The sequence below is a fragment of the Priestia sp. TGN 0903 genome, from assembly GCF_050846855.1.
Taxonomy (GTDB): domain Bacteria; phylum Bacillota; class Bacilli; order Bacillales; family Bacillaceae_H; genus Priestia; species Priestia zanthoxyli.
This window is the reverse complement of the sequence record NZ_JBOZGL010000002.1, coordinates 329,093-345,343: the sequence shown is the minus strand read 5'-3', so window position 1 is coordinate 345,343 and position 16,251 is coordinate 329,093. Positions and strand designations below refer to the sequence as shown.

Below are 16,251 nucleotides of genomic sequence, written 5' to 3'. Positions count from 1 at the left end.
CCGCACCTTTTTCTAATCATCTCATTATCTTGAACGCAGCAAGTGTAAAAGTATCTTATCTCTGATCGTTAAACCAGAGTGCTTACTTTATGATTACTGTGGTTCGTCCCTTGCTTTTTTCATTTATTTTAATGAAGCAAATTCAGCGTCTTTTTTCTGGTAATAGTTTTGAACTAAACGCCCTGATAAAGCAGCTAATACCTGCTGAAATAACATCCCTAATACGACCGGTACAGCAACGGGAGCTGGAAAATAAGATACGGCTAATACGGCTCCGGCGCTAATATTTCTCATGCCTCCGCAAAACGTAAGCGTCACAACTTTTGCTCGGTCCCATCTTAGCCATTTGCCAATCATCCAGCTGAAGAAATAACCAGCTGAACTCATTAAAAAGACGATCACGATAATAAACAGCAGTTTTTTATCAATATGTTTTAAATAAGGTGCAATCACTCCCCCGTTTACCATAACCATCACACTTAACCCTATTTTCGAAACAGGTGCCAGCTTTGGTCCTAAGGTCTGCTTAATTGTTCCTTTTGTATATTGATTTAAGCACATGCCTAACAAAGATGGAAGGACAATCATAAAACATAAATCTTTGACTAACTTTAGCGCTTCCAAATGTACGGTGTCTCCAACCACCAATAAAAGCGTATAAGGAACGATAAGCGGTGCTAAAAGAGTATCAATTAAAATAATGGATAGTGCAAGAGGAATGCTTCCTTTGTAAATCGAGACCCATATAAAACTAGTCACTCCCGTTGGAATAATTGCTGCTAGCAAAAGACCCGTGCTTGTAAATACATCATGTGGAAAAATCACTTGGCCAACGCTCCAAGCCCATGCTGGCATAAAAATATGTAAAACAAACAGAGCCATAATGATTGGAAATGGACGATGTATCGTGGCATTTAATTGGTGAAAGTTTGAATTCAAACTTCCGGCAAACGTCATTAATGCAAAAAGCCATGGAATTAAGAAGGTATACTGACTTAATGATGAACCGATAAGAACTCCTATGAGCAAGCTGAGCGGCGTAATAAACGGCATCAATTTTTCTAGCATTCTATTTAATTGACTTAACAAAGCTTTCTCCCTCCAACGAACGTTTTAAATAAATAATAAGATAAATTAACGTTTATAATATCACCTATTTATTATACAACTTATTTTCAGACTATTGTCTGTCTCTTTTACTAAAAAGAGATATATTCATAATTATCACTTAAATAGATTTACAGGTATTTTTGTGCTATTTTAATAGGGAAGAAGCTTTTAAAAAGCATGAATTTAGGGTAAAGAACACTCTACATAGGAATGCTTTCAATTGACGGATATAAATGGACTGTAGCACAGTTTTGGTAACTAGGAGGATTGTATGGATTTTTTGAAGTCTCTATCATCGTTAGATGATTGGAAAAAAATCGTGATTGCGATTGGGATCTTTTTGATCTTTTTAATTCTTCGCAAGCTTTTCACGACTTATTTGTTTAAGTTTATTATTGGTTTTGTCAAAAATAAAAAAATCAATTTAATTACGAGCGTTTTAGAAGCTTTTGAAAAGCCGCTGCGCTGGATTTTTGTGATTATTGGTTTCAAGCTTGCTCTTCCCTATCTTCCCTTTGATGTTTTAACAGCCGATACGGAAAGACATTTAGTTCGTTCAGCTTCTGTTGGCCTTGCAGGATGGGGCTTGTATAATTTAGCTGCTTCTACCAATTTATTTTTTGCAACGTTTGCCAAAAATTTTGATATCCAAGTGGATCGAATCATTATTCCTTTTATTGAAAAGTTTATCCGCATCGTTGTTGTTATGCTTTCTATCTCCATCATCGCAGAAGAATGGGGTTTTAACGTAAACGGCTTTGTAGCAGGTCTTGGCTTAGGTGGTCTTGCTTTTGCCCTAGCCGCAAAAGACACCGTTAGTAATTTATTCGGCGGAATCGTAATTATTACTGAAAAGCCTTTTACCATTGGAGATTGGATTAAAACACCAAGTGTTGAAGGCGTTGTAGAAGATATTACGTTTCGAAGCACCAAAGTTCGAACGTTCGCTCAAGCAGTCGTAACGGTTCCAAATGCTACTCTTTCTAATGAACCTATTATTAACTGGGCTAAAATGGGGAAACGTCAAATTGCCTTTCATTTAAACTTGAATTATAATACACCAAAAGAAAAGTTAGAAACCGTAGTGGCAAGAATTAAAAAGATGCTGACTGAGCACGAAGAAATTCACAATGAAACGATTCTTGTAAATTTTGACGGTTTCTATGAATCTAGTTTAAATATCTATCTGTATTTCTTTACAAATACAACCGTTTTTGCTGATTACTTAGATGTAAAAGAAAATATAAACTTCGAAATTATGGACATTCTTGAAGAAGAAGGCGTAGAATTTGCTTTCCCTACACGCACACTCATCGTTGAGCAGGACGGAAAGCTTTCTGGCAATCCAAAAGAATTTCTAGAAAGTGCTCGAAGCTAAAAAAAGCTGACTTAGTAGTCAGCTTTTTTTCCTTTCTTCTTTAGTTTGAAATGAACATTTGAGTCCAGTAATGACCGTAGCTTCCGCCTTTAGCGTAACCTACTCCGATTTCGGTAAATTGACTTGATAGTATGTTTTTACGGTGACCTTCGCTATTCATCCATGCGTTAACCACTTCTTTTGGAGTTGCTTGTCCAGCAGCGATATTTTCACCTGCTGTACTGTATGTAATGCCAAATTTTTTCATCATGTCGAACGGACTTCCATACGTAGGCGATGTATGACTGAAATAATTTTTATCAATCATATCCTGCGATTTATAGCGAGCCACGCGAGCTACTTCCCAATTAGACTTTAAAGGCTTAAGCCCTACTTTAGCACGTTCTTGATTCACTAGCTGAACCACTTGCTCTTCGTATGAACTTCCCGCTTTATCTGTTGGTATGGTAATTTTTTGTCCCGGATAGATCGAATTAGGATTTTTAATAGCAGAATTCGCTTCAATCAGCTCGGAAACGCCCACCTGATATTTTACTGCTATTTTCCACATCGTATCTCCCGATTGAACGGTATGTACGGTTGCTGCTTGCGCAGTGTTATTAAGACCAAAAGCTAGAGTGACAGACAACAATGTTACTAATAAAAGTTTTGATAGAGTTTTCATACTTTTATTAAAGCAAATTGATTTCAAGATTCATAGCGGTAATATTATCCCATAGTTCCATCATATGACTTTGTCATCTTCCCTCCACACTTTCTTTTAAAAAAAGACGCACTGCTCTTTCGCAATGCGCCTTCTTATTATGAAGATAAAGCCTGTGACTGGTTCATGTCCGACACATTAACCGCTTCATCCGTACTTTGATGTACCTGACGTTTTTTAATCACATCAATATATTGAATGTGATGGCCTTCCATTTTCGTAACGGTAAAATCATACTGATCAAAGCTAAGGCTTTCTCCTTGTTTGACGTCATATTTTTCCGTTAAGACCCAGCCTCCAATTGTATCAACATCCGTATCATCAATTGTCGTGCCAAGCAGCTCGTTAAGCTCACTTACTAATAATTTTCCATCTACAATATAATGATCGGGTTTGACTTTCTGAATTAATGGAAGTTCATCCGCATCAAATTCATCACGAATTTCACCGACAATTTCTTCTAAAATATCCTCTACTGTTACAATCCCTGCTGTTCCACCGTATTCATCAATTAAAATAGCCATATGGATGCGTTCACGCTGCATCTTAAGCAATAAATCATGAATAGGAATCGATTCAATTACTTCAATAACAGGACGGATATACTGTTTTAAATCTATTTTTTCCTTGCTGTTGTTCATGACAATCTCGGTTAAAATTTCTTTCATATTGACCATTCCAATAATATGGTCTTTATCTCCATCGATGACCGGATAGCGGGTAAACCGTTCTTCTTGGACCATCTCAAGGATGTATTCGACCGTATCTTCCTGGTCAATTGAAACGACTTCCGTACGCGGCACCATAATCTCCTTGGCAACGCGATCATCAAAGTCAAAAATTTTACTTACATATTTAAACTCCGATTGATTGATTTCACCGCTTTTATAGCTTTCTGATAACAAGATGCGAAGCTCTTCTTCACTGTGTGCAAGCTCATTTTCTGAAGCAGGCTTTAGACCAAATAACCCTGTTATTAAACGAGAAGAACTGTTTAATAGCCAAATGAAAGGATAGGTTACTTTATAAAAGAGTATAAGCGGACGAACAAATAATAAAGTGACTTTCTCTGCTTTTTGAATTGCAAATGTTTTCGGAGCAAGCTCTCCGACCACAACATTTATAAATGTAACAACCGCAAAAGAAATCGCAACAGATAGTACTTTTGTTAACGCTCCGCTTATCCCTAGTTGATCAAGTAATGGTGACAGGAGATGCGAAAGTGTAGGCTCTCCTAACCAACCAATTCCCAGCGCAGTAATCGTAATACCAAGCTGGCACGCAGATAAGTATTCATCTAAATTTGAAATAACTTGCTTCGCAGCTTTTGCATTGCTGCTCCCTTCTGCTATAAGCTGATCCACTTTGGAACTCCTCACGCGAATAATCGCAAACTCGGTAGCAACGAAAAAAGCAGTTAATGCAATCAGTACCGCTAGTAAAATCAAGTTAAATATGTCCAATCAAGTTCCTTAGCTCGTTTAAAAACGAGTAAGGACTCACCTCCTAAAAAATAAAAAATTTGGATAAAGAACTCTATCCCTGTACTGATCACTTGGAAAAGTGCATATAAGGAGGAATCACATGATAAATGTATAAACATTTTTATATGGAGCAAAACTGCCAGCCTTTCTTCCTTATCTCACGTTTCACTCGTTAATCTAGCAGGTCATTCTTTATTCAGCTGTTCTAGATGTGAAGCAATGGCTCACATCGCTTCATTTCATGATGTTGCTTCAGCGCTGATTCTCTCTCCCAATTCATTTATAAAAAATTTAGTAGTTTACAATCTTTATAAAGTTAAAGTCTGTTAACGCCTTAAAAGAGCGATTATGTGATAAAGAGCGATATGCGTGAAGCAAATGTAGGTTTGTATAATACTGTATTGTACGCTTTGACACTGGTGCATATAATGCTACTTCGCCAACGTGGTACACTGCCCCATCCAATCACCTCTATTTCCGTATATCTAAAAAGATTTAGGAATAATTATCCTATTTCTTTTTAAACTTATTGACTTTATTTTAAATGTTAAAAACTTTGCAGTCAAACGTTTTAGTTAGTCTCCTGCCCTTGCTATTTACTGGTGCGGCGATTTTTAGCAGGCAAATAAAAGCTTGCTGCTACACAAAAAAAACCAAGGACAAAACAGATAATGGGGAGTTTCATACCTATCGCTTCAGCATAATAAGTGAGACTCCTTCCGTGAATAGGGACAAGATTCATTTCAAAAATCAAAGTCAAAACAGCTGTCACTTTGAGTGCAATACCAACAATGAAAAGACAAACTCTCAGGCCTCCACTCATATGCAAAAACATCCCTTCTATCCATTAGCGAATGGATGATGTACTACACCATATGATACATCCCTACACTTTATCACTAAATGCTAAAAAAGCGCTATGTCCATGCATAGACGCTTATAAATTTGCAACCACTTGTCCAATGGAATCATAGATAACCAAATCAAACAAATAATCGTAATGCGTAGGTTCTTTATTAATGATCACCATATTTGTACGATTGTACCGGCTCACAAGCAGCGGAATCTGATTAATCGGTGCTACTTCAAGCGATGAACCAAGCACGATGAATAAATCAGATGACAGCGCTGCTGTAACTGCTTCATCGAACTGATGAATGGCATCTCCAAAGAGAACAACATTTGGCTTTAAAAGGCGCTCACACGCTGTACATTGTGGGAGAGCTGACTGATTTAAATACGCTAAGTCATACTCTTTTTTACACCTCGGACAATGAGCTCTCTTAATGGACCCATGAATTTCAAAAACGTTCGTGCTTCCTGCATCTTGGTGCAGCCCATCGATATTTTGCGTAATCACATGCACGGTTTTGGCGTCTTCTAGTTCAGCAATAAAGCGATGGCCCGTATTTGCTTTATAATGATGCAGCATTTTAATATGAAAAATTTCTTTAAACAGCGGCCAAAATTCATGAGGATACTGTTCATAGAAGTCAGCAGCTACTATGTCCACAAAGCTTTTGTTTTGGCGATATAAGCCATTTTGAGAGCGAAAGTCAGGTATGCCCGACTCTGTGCTCATTCCTGCTCCCGTAAAAAAACAAATGTGTTTAGCATCATCAATGAGCTGTTTTAATTCTTTGTACTGGTTTGACATTGCATTTCTCTCCTATTTAACAATTAGCACAGGAATTGTTACTTGCTGTGCTATCTTAGAACTAACGCTTCCAAGCAGCATGCCTTTTACAGGATTTAACCCTCTGCTTCCTATTACTACAAGGTCAAATGAATTTTGATTAGCAAATTGAATCACTGTTTTAGCCGCGTCTCCGTGCATAAAGGTGATCTCATACTCCACGTTTCCTTGCTTTAAAATTTCATCCGTTGTATGTATCCGACTTTCCCGTTCCTCGTCGCGGCTAAGTGATTTTAATCTTGAATCACCTTCTACTGCATAAATAACTTGAATAAAACTGTTTTCCGTAAGCTGAGCCAGCTGAACGGCTTTTTCTGTTGCTTTAGCTGCATGCTCTGAGCCATCTGAGGCAAGTAAAATTCGTTTAAACATCACGCTTCCTCTCCTCTTTTATAAAATGGTCTTCTCTCTTTACTATATCACTCGCTGTTCAAATGTAATCATTTTTTTGATTATTTCTATAATTTTTAAAATTATTTGTCTACTTTTATGATAAACTGAAAGAAAACGTGTACAGAGGGGATGAACCAATGTTTGGTTTTGAATTAATTTGCACTTTTTGCAAAGGGCTCGGAAAGCTAGCTGTTATTCCTGGTATCGGTTACATGAAAACATGCAAACACTGTGAAGGGACAGGGATGCAGTCAAAAAAAGACGAAACTCCTTCAATATAAGAAGTTTCGCCTCAGCAACACTGTGATTAGATTGAAAGCTCTTTAGATAAACGGTACATATCAGCATTGATATGGTGAGGTTCACCTAAAATTTCCATAATATCATAATCTACAATTTCATTTTTACGGATACCGATTGCACGGCCGCCTTTACCTTCTAGTAAAAGTTCGACTGCACGACCGCCGAAACGGCTTCCTAGCACACGATCTTGAGCAGTTGGGGAACCACCGCGCTGAATGTGTCCTAATACTGTTACACGCGTTTCAATACCTGCAGCTTCATGAAGCTGTTTCGCTACTTCATTACCATTAGCTACACCTTCAGCTACCACGATAATGCTGTGCTTTTTACCGCGCTCTTGTCCTTTTCTCAAACGATCAACCATTTCTTGGAACTCATCTTTTGCTTCTGGGATAAGGATTGTTTCCGCACCGCCAGCAAGACCTGACCAAAGAGCAATGTCTCCTGCATTACGACCCATAACTTCAATAATAAACGTACGCTCATGAGAAGTCGCCGTATCACGGATTTTATCAATTGCATCGATAACCGTATGAAGAGCCGTATCAAATCCTAGTGTAAAATCTGTTCCTGGAATGTCGTTATCAATTGTTCCTGGAATACCGATACAAGGGAAACCAAGCTCTGTTAGTTTTACAGCTCCCATATATGATCCGTCTCCACCGATAACTACTAAGCCTTCAATACCGTGCTTCTTAAGGTTTTCAATACCTTTTAAACGCCCTTCTTCTGTTTTGAATTCTGGACATCTTGCAGAATAAAGCATCGTTCCGCCGCGTTGAATGATGTCACCAACATCTCCAACTTCTAGCTTTTTAATATTTCCTTCTATTAATCCTTGATATCCTTGGAAGATACCATAAACTTCCATACCTTCATGAATTGCTTTACGCACAACAGCACGAACCGCAGGATTCATACCTGGAGAATCTCCGCCGCTTGTTAATACACCTATTCTTTTCATTACTTTCACCTCATCAAAGTCACATATATGACTACTATATTATAGTTCTACATTTTACCCGAGTTCGAACTTTTTGTGTAGTAATTCACAACATATTTCTTTGTTAAATTTTAAATGTACATACTTTTTCATATCTTTTAGTTATTTACCGTCAAATATTCAAAGTTTTTCTAGCAATATTACACATCTAAAGAACCCTTTTAATTACAGCTTTTATAAGACTATATTCACCTTTATATTTCATTTTTTTCATATATGTAATGAAATTGTAACGTAGAACACTGTCGAAAGATGATATGATGAATTTACTCAAATCAGGAAAAATTTTCAGGGGGTACTAGTTTTATGAAAAAAGTAATAGCAGCTCTTACGCTTGCTGGCGTTATTGTTTCTACTAGCCCGATTGTCAGCCAAGCGGCTCTAGGCGACCAAACGCTTCGCCAAGGCATGAATCACCAAGATGTTAAACAACTACAACAAACGTTGAAAAATAAAGGTTATTTTAAAGGGAATACGACTACATACTTTGGGACTGTTACAACTTCTGCTGTAAAATCATTTCAGCGCAAAAATGGACTAGCAGCAGATGGTATTGTCGGAAAAGGAACGTACGCTAAACTAGGCGTTTCAGCAAAGGGCAAATCGTCTTCTAGCTCAGCGCGCTATAACCCTAACGCAGTGATTAACAAAGGAAAACAGTACATGGGCGTTCGCTATCGCTGGGGCGGAACAACGCCAAGCGGCTTTGACTGCAGCGGTTTTATTGGCTATGCGTTCAAACATGGCGGCGGGGTTCAGCTTCCTCGAACAGTAGCTCAAATTTACCAAAAAGGAACGCGCGTCTCAAGTCCAAAAGCTGGAGATATTGTGTTCTTCCAAACCTATACAAAAGGGCCTTCCCATGCAGGAATTTATTTAGGAAACAACCAGTTTCTTCACTGTTCTTCATCTAAAGGTGTGAGCATCTCTTCTCTAAAAGAGAGCTATTGGAGCAAACGCTATTTAGGTGCTAAAAGAATGTAGTTTCGATAAAAAGGGCAAGCTGTGCGATTTTGATGCGGCTTGCTCTTTTTCTGCATGTAAAAGATTTGGTATAGTAGAAGCAGCGCATTACAAAACCAAGCGTGTAGATGAATACTGTAAAGGAAGTTGAATAAATGCACACCCTTTTAATTGACATGGATTCTGTCATTTGTGATCTTATGACGGATTGGCATAACCAATATAACAAAGATTATTGCGACAGCTTATCGGTTGAAAAGTTAAAATGCTGGGAATCAGAAAAGTATGTAAAGCCGGAATGCGGCACAAAGATTTATGACTACCTCGATCAGCCGGGGCTTTTTTTACATTTACAACCTCTGCCTCATGCTGTTGAGGTTCTTAAACGACTTTATGAAAGGTTTTCCATTTTAATTGTCACAAGCAGCCGTACCTATGCTTATACAGAAAAAGAGCAGTGGGTTGAAAAACACCTTCCGTTTATCGGAAAGTACAATATCGTGTTTACACACCAAAAAGATAAAATATACGGAGACTTGCTATTTGATGATGCACCGCATAATTTGAAGGCTTTTCAAGCTACAGGTCGCCATGCTGTTGCCATGAGCTACCCATACAACGAAGAAGTAAATGTCCCTCGCGTGGACGATTGGCTTCAGTTTGAACAGTACGTAAATACTTATTTCAACGAATGTTAATCAAAAAAACACGTAGACTTTGTCATCAGAGAATGAATGCAGTGCGTTTGTGAGCACAGCTATAAGCATAAAAAAACCGCCTTTTGGGCGGTTTTTGACGGATAGCCCCCTAAGGGTTATCCGCTTTTTATTTAAAAAAGATATCGTTTTTAGTACTTATCAGCTGATGAAAAAAAGTCCATAATGGCATGGATAATTTCAACGGACTGAAAAGAAAACAATGATATGGCTGTTAATGAAAAGAAACCAATCATGGCCATACGTACAAGTAACATAGACTAATCGCCTCCCTGTTTTGAACTAAATGAACGCACCCAAAACAATTCGCTATCTGTCTTTGTTTGTACGACGTTTTCGCCAAGCAAAGGCAGCTCATTCACTGCGTGTAACAATGACAATGAATCTTCATCTTTCTCTTAAAGACTAAGCGTATAGTTAGTATATCAAATGAAACTTTTTCTTCAAGGCTATACTAGCGGTAAAAAAGGAAATAGTATGAAACGATGCGTTTTATCTTTACTTCATACAATTCAGTACCCTAATATTTATTATATTAAACCTTTTAGAAAAATTGCTACTATAATATCTTTTTTATAAAAAAGATATTAAGACCTAACTAAATTATTCCAATCCAAAGACGAACAAACGAGATAAATAATCTCAACTGCTTGTTACGTTGCTGTTGATTTCCTTGTAAGACTTCGCTTTCCCCAGGCGGCTGATGAGCCTCCTCGTCTACATACATAAAATCTACGTTCACTATATCAATGAAAAAATCCGAATGCGTTGGATTCTCCAGCAAGAATCAAACGCGTTCGGATCTTCCTTCAACTAAAATAATTTTGCCCCAGATTCTTCACATTATCGACACGTACTGTAATACTCATTAACAATGTCTAAAATAGTTGGGTATTCTTCCACCCATGTAAAGTTTGTTTTTTCGTTTTCTTTTTTTACTGTTTCTTGTTCTGCACCGATCTTTTCCATTATTCAATCTCTCCCTTTAACTGTTATATAACATTTATATTAACTAAACTTTGTTTTATAACAACTTTAAAAAGAAAGTTGGACAATGAGTATGAAAAAAAGTTATTGCAGGGATAAAATTTTCACATAATACGTACGGTTCCTCGGTCCATCAAACTCACAAAAATAAATTCCTTGCCACGTTCCTAGCAGCAGCTGCCCATCGTGAATGATTATATGCTGAGAGGGGCCGACCGTGCTCGCTTTGAGATGTGCCGCCGTATTTCCTTCCATATGAAGATCTAACTTATGTTCCCAAGGATATACTTCATCGAAGCGTCGGATCATATCCGTTTTTACATCGGGATCCGCATTTTCATTAATTGTTATACCAGCGGTTGTATGAGGACAGTAAACAACTACAGCCCCTTCTTTTAATCCTTCTGTTCTTATTACTGCTTGTACATGACTCGTAACGTCGATCATTTCGTCACGCTTATTCGTTTTTAACGTAAATGAATGTAGCATACCATCACCTCTTTTCTTTACCATAACATATCTTTTCTATTCTTCCACATTTTTCGCATAACTCGTTTTTACATCGTAAACACTAAGCTCATTAATACAACAGGCGGTGAGTTTATTTATGCTTGATTCAAAATTTCAGCCCAATGCAGACTACACCGTTCAAACGTTTCTAGATTTGGTGGGTCAAAATACAGATGTTGGTTCCAAAAAATTATGGCTGTCCCCCACAAAATATATATGCATTATTTATCTCCAAGGATTAGTCGACGGAGAAAAACTTGATAATCTCACTCAGCATATTGTTGAGACCAAAGCAAAAAGTGAAACGCAAACACTCGATGACATCGATTCGTTTATTTCTGTCATTAAAGACAAAGAAGTTTATACATACAAGCAAGCGATCTCGTGTTTTTTTAAAGGTCAGCCCTTGCTGTTCATTAGCGAAAGCACCACGGCATATTCGCTGAATATGTCTATGACCAAACAGCGCTCTTTAAGTGAACCTACAACAGAAAAAGTAGTGCGTGGCCCTAAAATTGCGCTTATCGAAAACTTAGATGAAAACCTTGGTCTTTTAAGGCAGCGTTCTACCGAAGAAGAAATGGTTATTGAAGACATTTACATTGGAAATACAAAGGAACATCGAACAAGTATCGTTTTTCATAATAAACACTGTCAAACTCACATCGTGAATCAAGTCCGAGAGAAATTATTAGACATTCCTTTAGATAACATTCAAGACTCAGGAATGATTGAAGAATTTTTAGAAGAAGCACCCTACTCACCGTTCCCTCAAGTGCAAAATACAGAAAGACCGGATCGCGTTCTCGCTGCGGTGAATGAAGGGCGAGTAGCCATTTTAGTAGATGGCTCTCCTTTTGCTCTTTTAGTACCTACAACTTTCGATATGATTATGAAATCACCCGATGATTATTACGAAAGATGGATAGCGGGTTCGTTGCTGAGATTACTAAGGTACTTGTCTATTTTTATTACCCTATTCTTTTCAGCTATTTATATTTCACTCGTTTCGTTTAACCAAGGTCTGCTTCCGACGGAGCTAGCTATCACTATTGCGGCTACACGAGAAAACGTTCCTTTTTCTCCTTTTATCGAAGCAGTGGTCATGGAAGTGACGCTTGAATTATTGCGCGAAGCCGGGCTGCGTCTCCCTACTCCTGTCGGACAAACAGTTGGACTTGTAGGAGGGGTTGTGATTGGTCAAGCAGCGGTGGAAGCCCATATCGTTAGCTCCGTTATGATTATTGTTGTATCCGTATCGGCAATTGCGTCCTTTACCGTTCCTCAGTATGGAATTGGCCTTTCGTTTCGAATTTTGCGTTTCGTATCTATGATGATTGCAGCAATCTTTGGATTATACGGAGTTACCATGTTTTTCCTTGTTCTTGTCATTCATCTAACTAAGCTCGAAAGTTTTGGTATAGCCTACTTTAAACCGTTTTTTGCGTTAAATAAAAAAGCGTGGAAAGACTCTTATGTTCGTCTTCCAAACAAAAGCCTAAAACAGTCTAAAAATAAATCAAAACAAAACTAACAAAAGGAGGACCATATGCAACAATCACAATCAAGCAAGCTTCTTTCAGATTTTTACGCCATTTCAATTATTTCTTCAACTATGCTTGGCGTCGGTTTATTAACACTGCCAAGCAGTATTACAAACCAGACAAATAATGCAGACGGATGGATTGTACTGATTATGGACGGTCTTTTGTTTATTGGAATTGTTCTTTTTTTAGTCTGGATGGTTAAGTATTTTACAATTAGCTGTATGTTTGATTTTACACAGGAAGTAACCGGCAAGATAATTGGAAATATCTTCAACTTTGCTATGGTCGTTTATTTTACATCTGTAGCAAGCTTTGAAGTAAGAGCTATGGCAGAAATGATTCATTTTTATTTACTGGAAACGATGCCCATTGAATTAATTATTCTTTCGTTTATTTTGACAGGCGTTTATTTAATCACGGGAGGTATTGATTCTATTGGAAAAGTAATGGCACTATGTTTTCCTGTAACGGTCATCATTCTTCTTACCTTATACGCTCTTAGCATCGGTATGGTGGATTTAAAAAACTTGCAGCCTGTATTAGCTGACGGATTCAGCCCGCTTCTTGCTGCCTTTACAACCGTCTCTGTTTCTTTTTTAGGGATTGAAACCATTGTCTTTCTTCCGAAGCATATGAAAAATAAAAATCACTTACGAAAAGTTTCGATCATCGGATTTTCTATTCCTTTACTTTTGTATATTATCACTTACGTATTAGTTGTAGGCGCTTTATCCGTTCCGGAGGTAAAAACAACCGTTTGGCCTACGATTGAATTTGTTCAGACGCATGAAGTAAAAGGAATTTTCTTTGAGAGGCTTGAATTATTTTTACTTATTGTCTGGCTTCTTCAGTTTTTTTTAACTTTTGTAATGTATTTCTTTTTGGCTGTTTCAGGATTTAAAAAGATTTTCAAAAACCGGTCAACTACCAATATTATCTTTCTTGTGCCCATTTTATTTATGAGCTCGTTAGCCCCCAAAACAGCAAGCGACGTGTCCCATTTTTCAACGGTATTAGGCTGGGCATTTTTAGTGACATTTTTAGTTATCCCTCTTTTTTTCAGCACGTTAATGAAAATAAAAAAGGTTGTGTTCAAATGACGAAAAAATGTCTTCCTGTCATGATGACCGTTTTTTTATTATGCGGCTGTATGAGCCATCGGAATATTGAACAACTTGCTCTTGTTATAGGAGTGGCAATGGATATTACACCAAAAATCGAACCAAAAACAGGAAAAAATCAGCTTGTGCTGACTCATCAAACGTTAACCGAAACGGAATCCGGAAATATGTCTTCTTCCATTCCATACAAAAACATTACAACAGCCGGCCCTACCATTCATGAAATCACACGAAATATTTCGCTGAAATCTGACCCTATATACAGCCAGCATCAGCGAGCACTTTTAATAGGAGAAAAAGCGAGCAAGACAATCCCTCTTGATGCGCTTATCAATCAGTTTGTACGTGATAATGAAATACGGCGCAGCAGCCTTGCGTTTGTTACAAAAGGAGACGCTAAAAACGTTTTAACGATTCAAGGAATGTCTGTGCCTCCAGTCAACTTAATTTACGAGCTTGTTTACAATAAATTCAAAACGAATAAAATTCTAAATCCCTTAACCATGGGAGAGCTATCGGCTAAGTTAAAAACAGATCAAAGCTTTTTAATACAGCGGCTTTCTAAAATAAAAAACAGCGTTGAAATAGACGGCGCGGCAATCATAAAAGATAAAAAAGCAAAATTCACCTTAACTCAGCACCAAGTGGAGGCTTTAACGTGGTTAACGGGGAATATTAAAGGCGGAATTATTTACGGCAAACACGGTCCATACCCCTTTTCCTATGAAATTGGAGATGTTCAGCAAGATGTGAAGGCCCGCATTGATTCAAATCACTCCCTTCATTTTGACATCAACGTTCAAACAAGCGGCAGGCTATCAGAAGATTGGGAGACTTCAAAACAGGCTCTTGCCGCCTCTAATGTAAAGAACACCGAGAAAAAAATAGAAAAAATTATTCGAAAAGACGCAGAAAAAACACTTCGCTTATTACAAAATAATTACAAAGCTGATGTGCTTGACCTGCATAATTACGTACGAATTCATCATCCTCATTTTTGGAAAAAACATCAGCATGAATGGGATGAAATATTTAGCCAGTCGACCATCGACTATCATGTCGATGTTCAAATTAAAGATTTTGGTACACAGGGCAGAGATTAGTCTTATTACTCAACGCCAGCTTCAGTCAGCTCTTTTTTCTTTAGTTCCATAATCGTGAACTTATCGGTATAGTTTTTGCTGATGAACAGCTGGCGTTCATCATCGTTATTAAAATAAAACTTTTTATCGTCCTGATATTGAAAATTCACTTTTTTCTTTTTCATTTGTTTAATAAACGTTAAATAGTCATTTGAATGAATGAGGTACCTCTTAGGCTTATCAGATATTTGAACAACATCTTCACCTGAAGACTTTAATTTTACAATACTCCATGCAATGGGAAGAGGATTACCTTCTTGAAAGATCGTTTTGTGAAAAATAAGCACAAAGAAAGCAGCTGTAACAATTGAAATAAGAACAAGCTGTTTTTTCACCGTCTATCACCCTTTCTTCACGTCGTTACTACGTTAAGTAATACGACAGGCGTATGAAAAAACCTGTTCATCCGCAAAGGTTGTGTAAAGAAATAATGCAAAATCAACAAAATATAACAGTTTGGTTACCTTTTGATTAAATAACATTACTTCTTTACAAATTTAGCTAATCACGTGATAGACTAAATTCAACATATTAAGTCAGGACTAAACTAAATGAGGTGTTGCGTATGACCACAATGCGGCTTCAATCATACTTAACAACAATGTTTCCAAATGTTCAAATGAAAAGACCTCTTTTTTATAACGCGCCTGCGGGTATTCGCTTTACGCTTACCAATCAAAAAGGCGTATGGGAACGAGAATACATGAAAAATGTGTACGCACGCGCTTACGAAATTTTTGAAACACTCCATGAAAAAAATGATGAGCTGCTGCTTGTTTTCAAAGCGAATGCTGCACAGGATGATTTACTTTTAAAAAAGAAAAAAGAAACAGCTATTAAAAAATTCATCCGCTCTCGCCTGAAGAAACAAGAAGTTCAATCCGTAGCATTATTAAATAACGCTGAGTATATTATTGCCTGTAAAACAAATGATGTGAAAGAAAAGCTTCTTTTGCAATCAATTGCCAACCGTGATCTTCATATTCATCCGGCTATTGAAGAAGAGTGTTACATTGTGAATTTGAATAAAGAAACCATCTTCCACCTATACGACGAGCGCGGCCTGGACATCGTATCAAACAATCAGTCTTCTCTTCAACTGCTTCAGCAAAAGTTTCACGACTGGATTCTAGATATTGATGCAGCTTGTTCAAAAAAAGTACAGTAAAAAAGCAATCATTCAGTAAAGGAATGA

General features: G+C 37.5%; 19 protein-coding genes. 8 read left to right on the top strand and 11 right to left on the bottom strand.

Annotated elements, in window-relative coordinates; genetic code table 11:
- Positions 1-123 precede the first annotated feature (123 nt).
- Positions 124-1,089, bottom strand: a complete 966-nt coding sequence (locus ACRPLY_RS08140; protein ID WP_028415083.1) for a bile acid:sodium symporter family protein — start codon at positions 1,087-1,089, stop codon at positions 124-126.
- Positions 1,090-1,381: 292 nt separating this feature from the next.
- Between ACRPLY_RS08140 and ACRPLY_RS08135 the strand changes: the two genes are divergently transcribed.
- Positions 1,382-2,488, top strand: coding sequence for a mechanosensitive ion channel family protein (locus ACRPLY_RS08135; protein ID WP_025750169.1), 1,107 nt, complete (start codon positions 1,382-1,384; stop codon positions 2,486-2,488).
- 40 nt (positions 2,489-2,528) lie between these two features.
- Here the strand turns inward: ACRPLY_RS08135 and safA are convergent, their stop codons facing one another.
- The 5 genes from safA to ACRPLY_RS08110 all read right to left on the bottom strand — a co-directional run bounded on the left by safA (position 2,529) and on the right by ACRPLY_RS08110 (position 6,743).
- Entirely contained in the window at positions 2,529-3,152 is a 624-nt protein-coding gene (safA, locus tag ACRPLY_RS08130) for a SafA/ExsA family spore coat assembly protein (RefSeq protein ID WP_074677042.1), read from the bottom strand.
- 137 nt (positions 3,153-3,289) lie between these two features.
- Positions 3,290-4,654: a hemolysin family protein gene (locus ACRPLY_RS08125; protein ID WP_028415084.1), complete on the bottom strand. Its 1,365-nt coding sequence runs from the start codon at positions 4,652-4,654 to the stop codon at positions 3,290-3,292.
- A 613-nt stretch (positions 4,655-5,267) separates the two neighbouring features.
- Positions 5,268-5,498, bottom strand: a complete 231-nt coding sequence (locus ACRPLY_RS08120) for a hypothetical protein (RefSeq protein ID WP_016765278.1) — start codon at positions 5,496-5,498, stop codon at positions 5,268-5,270.
- A 114-nt stretch (positions 5,499-5,612) separates the two neighbouring features.
- Positions 5,613-6,332: an NAD-dependent protein deacylase gene (locus ACRPLY_RS08115; RefSeq protein WP_028415085.1), complete on the bottom strand. Its 720-nt coding sequence runs from the start codon at positions 6,330-6,332 to the stop codon at positions 5,613-5,615.
- Positions 6,333-6,344: 12 nt separating this feature from the next.
- Positions 6,345-6,743, bottom strand: a complete 399-nt coding sequence (locus tag ACRPLY_RS08110) for a universal stress protein (protein WP_013058676.1) — start codon at positions 6,741-6,743, stop codon at positions 6,345-6,347.
- Positions 6,744-6,901: 158 nt separating this feature from the next.
- Here ACRPLY_RS08110 and ACRPLY_RS08105 point away from each other — a divergent pair, with 158 nt between their 5' ends.
- A complete protein-coding gene (locus ACRPLY_RS08105; RefSeq protein WP_013058677.1) occupies positions 6,902-7,045 on the top strand; it encodes a hypothetical protein in 144 nt (47 codons plus the stop codon).
- A 26-nt stretch (positions 7,046-7,071) separates the two neighbouring features.
- Here ACRPLY_RS08105 and pfkA read toward each other — a convergent pair whose 3' ends face one another.
- Positions 7,072-8,031 carry a 6-phosphofructokinase gene (gene pfkA, locus ACRPLY_RS08100; RefSeq protein ID WP_028415086.1) on the bottom strand — a complete coding sequence of 320 codons (960 nt, stop codon included), beginning with the start codon at positions 8,029-8,031 and terminating at the stop codon, positions 7,072-7,074.
- A gap of 345 nt (positions 8,032-8,376) precedes the next feature.
- On the opposite strand from pfkA, the gene ACRPLY_RS08095 reads away from it, so the two are divergent.
- On the top strand, positions 8,377-9,054 hold the full coding sequence (locus ACRPLY_RS08095; RefSeq protein WP_013058679.1) for an NlpC/P60 family protein: 678 nt from the start codon (positions 8,377-8,379) through the stop codon (positions 9,052-9,054).
- 134 nt (positions 9,055-9,188) lie between these two features.
- Positions 9,189-9,731, top strand: coding sequence for a 5' nucleotidase, NT5C type (locus ACRPLY_RS08090; protein ID WP_028415087.1), 543 nt, complete (start codon positions 9,189-9,191; stop codon positions 9,729-9,731).
- Between the two features lie 149 nt (positions 9,732-9,880).
- On the opposite strand, the gene ACRPLY_RS08085 is transcribed toward ACRPLY_RS08090, so the two are convergent.
- The 3 genes from ACRPLY_RS08085 to ACRPLY_RS08075 all read right to left on the bottom strand — a co-directional run bounded on the left by ACRPLY_RS08085 (position 9,881) and on the right by ACRPLY_RS08075 (position 11,225).
- The gene (locus ACRPLY_RS08085) at positions 9,881-10,006 is read right to left on the bottom strand and encodes a hypothetical protein (RefSeq protein WP_013058681.1); all 126 of its coding nucleotides are present in this window, start codon (positions 10,004-10,006) and stop codon (positions 9,881-9,883) included.
- A 586-nt stretch (positions 10,007-10,592) separates the two neighbouring features.
- Positions 10,593-10,718, bottom strand: coding sequence for a hypothetical protein (locus ACRPLY_RS08080; protein WP_016765283.1), 126 nt, complete (start codon positions 10,716-10,718; stop codon positions 10,593-10,595).
- Between the two features lie 102 nt (positions 10,719-10,820).
- Positions 10,821-11,225, bottom strand: a complete 405-nt coding sequence (locus ACRPLY_RS08075; RefSeq protein WP_028415088.1) for a secondary thiamine-phosphate synthase enzyme YjbQ — start codon at positions 11,223-11,225, stop codon at positions 10,821-10,823.
- A 118-nt stretch (positions 11,226-11,343) separates the two neighbouring features.
- Here ACRPLY_RS08075 and ACRPLY_RS08070 point away from each other — a divergent pair, with 118 nt between their 5' ends.
- The 3 genes from ACRPLY_RS08070 to ACRPLY_RS08060 are packed head-to-tail and all read left to right on the top strand — an operon-like array spanning position 11,344 to position 15,017.
- Complete coding sequence (locus tag ACRPLY_RS08070; protein ID WP_028415089.1) at positions 11,344-12,780, top strand: spore germination protein; 1,437 nt, start codon at positions 11,344-11,346, stop codon at positions 12,778-12,780.
- Between the two features lie 15 nt (positions 12,781-12,795).
- Positions 12,796-13,893 carry a GerAB/ArcD/ProY family transporter gene (locus ACRPLY_RS08065; protein ID WP_098113576.1) on the top strand — a complete coding sequence of 366 codons (1,098 nt, stop codon included), beginning with the start codon at positions 12,796-12,798 and terminating at the stop codon, positions 13,891-13,893.
- Positions 13,890-15,017 carry a Ger(x)C family spore germination protein gene (locus ACRPLY_RS08060; protein ID WP_098113575.1) on the top strand — a complete coding sequence of 376 codons (1,128 nt, stop codon included), beginning with the start codon at positions 13,890-13,892 and terminating at the stop codon, positions 15,015-15,017. The genes ACRPLY_RS08065 and ACRPLY_RS08060 overlap by 4 nt, the downstream gene beginning before the upstream one ends.
- 5 nt (positions 15,018-15,022) lie before the next feature.
- Here ACRPLY_RS08060 and ACRPLY_RS08055 read toward each other — a convergent pair whose 3' ends face one another.
- Positions 15,023-15,391: a hypothetical protein gene (locus ACRPLY_RS08055; protein WP_028415092.1), complete on the bottom strand. Its 369-nt coding sequence runs from the start codon at positions 15,389-15,391 to the stop codon at positions 15,023-15,025.
- A 230-nt stretch (positions 15,392-15,621) separates the two neighbouring features.
- On the opposite strand from ACRPLY_RS08055, the gene ACRPLY_RS08050 reads away from it, so the two are divergent.
- Positions 15,622-16,224 carry a DUF3885 domain-containing protein gene (locus ACRPLY_RS08050; RefSeq protein WP_013058688.1) on the top strand — a complete coding sequence of 201 codons (603 nt, stop codon included), beginning with the start codon at positions 15,622-15,624 and terminating at the stop codon, positions 16,222-16,224.
- The last annotated feature ends 27 nt before the right edge of the window (positions 16,225-16,251 follow it).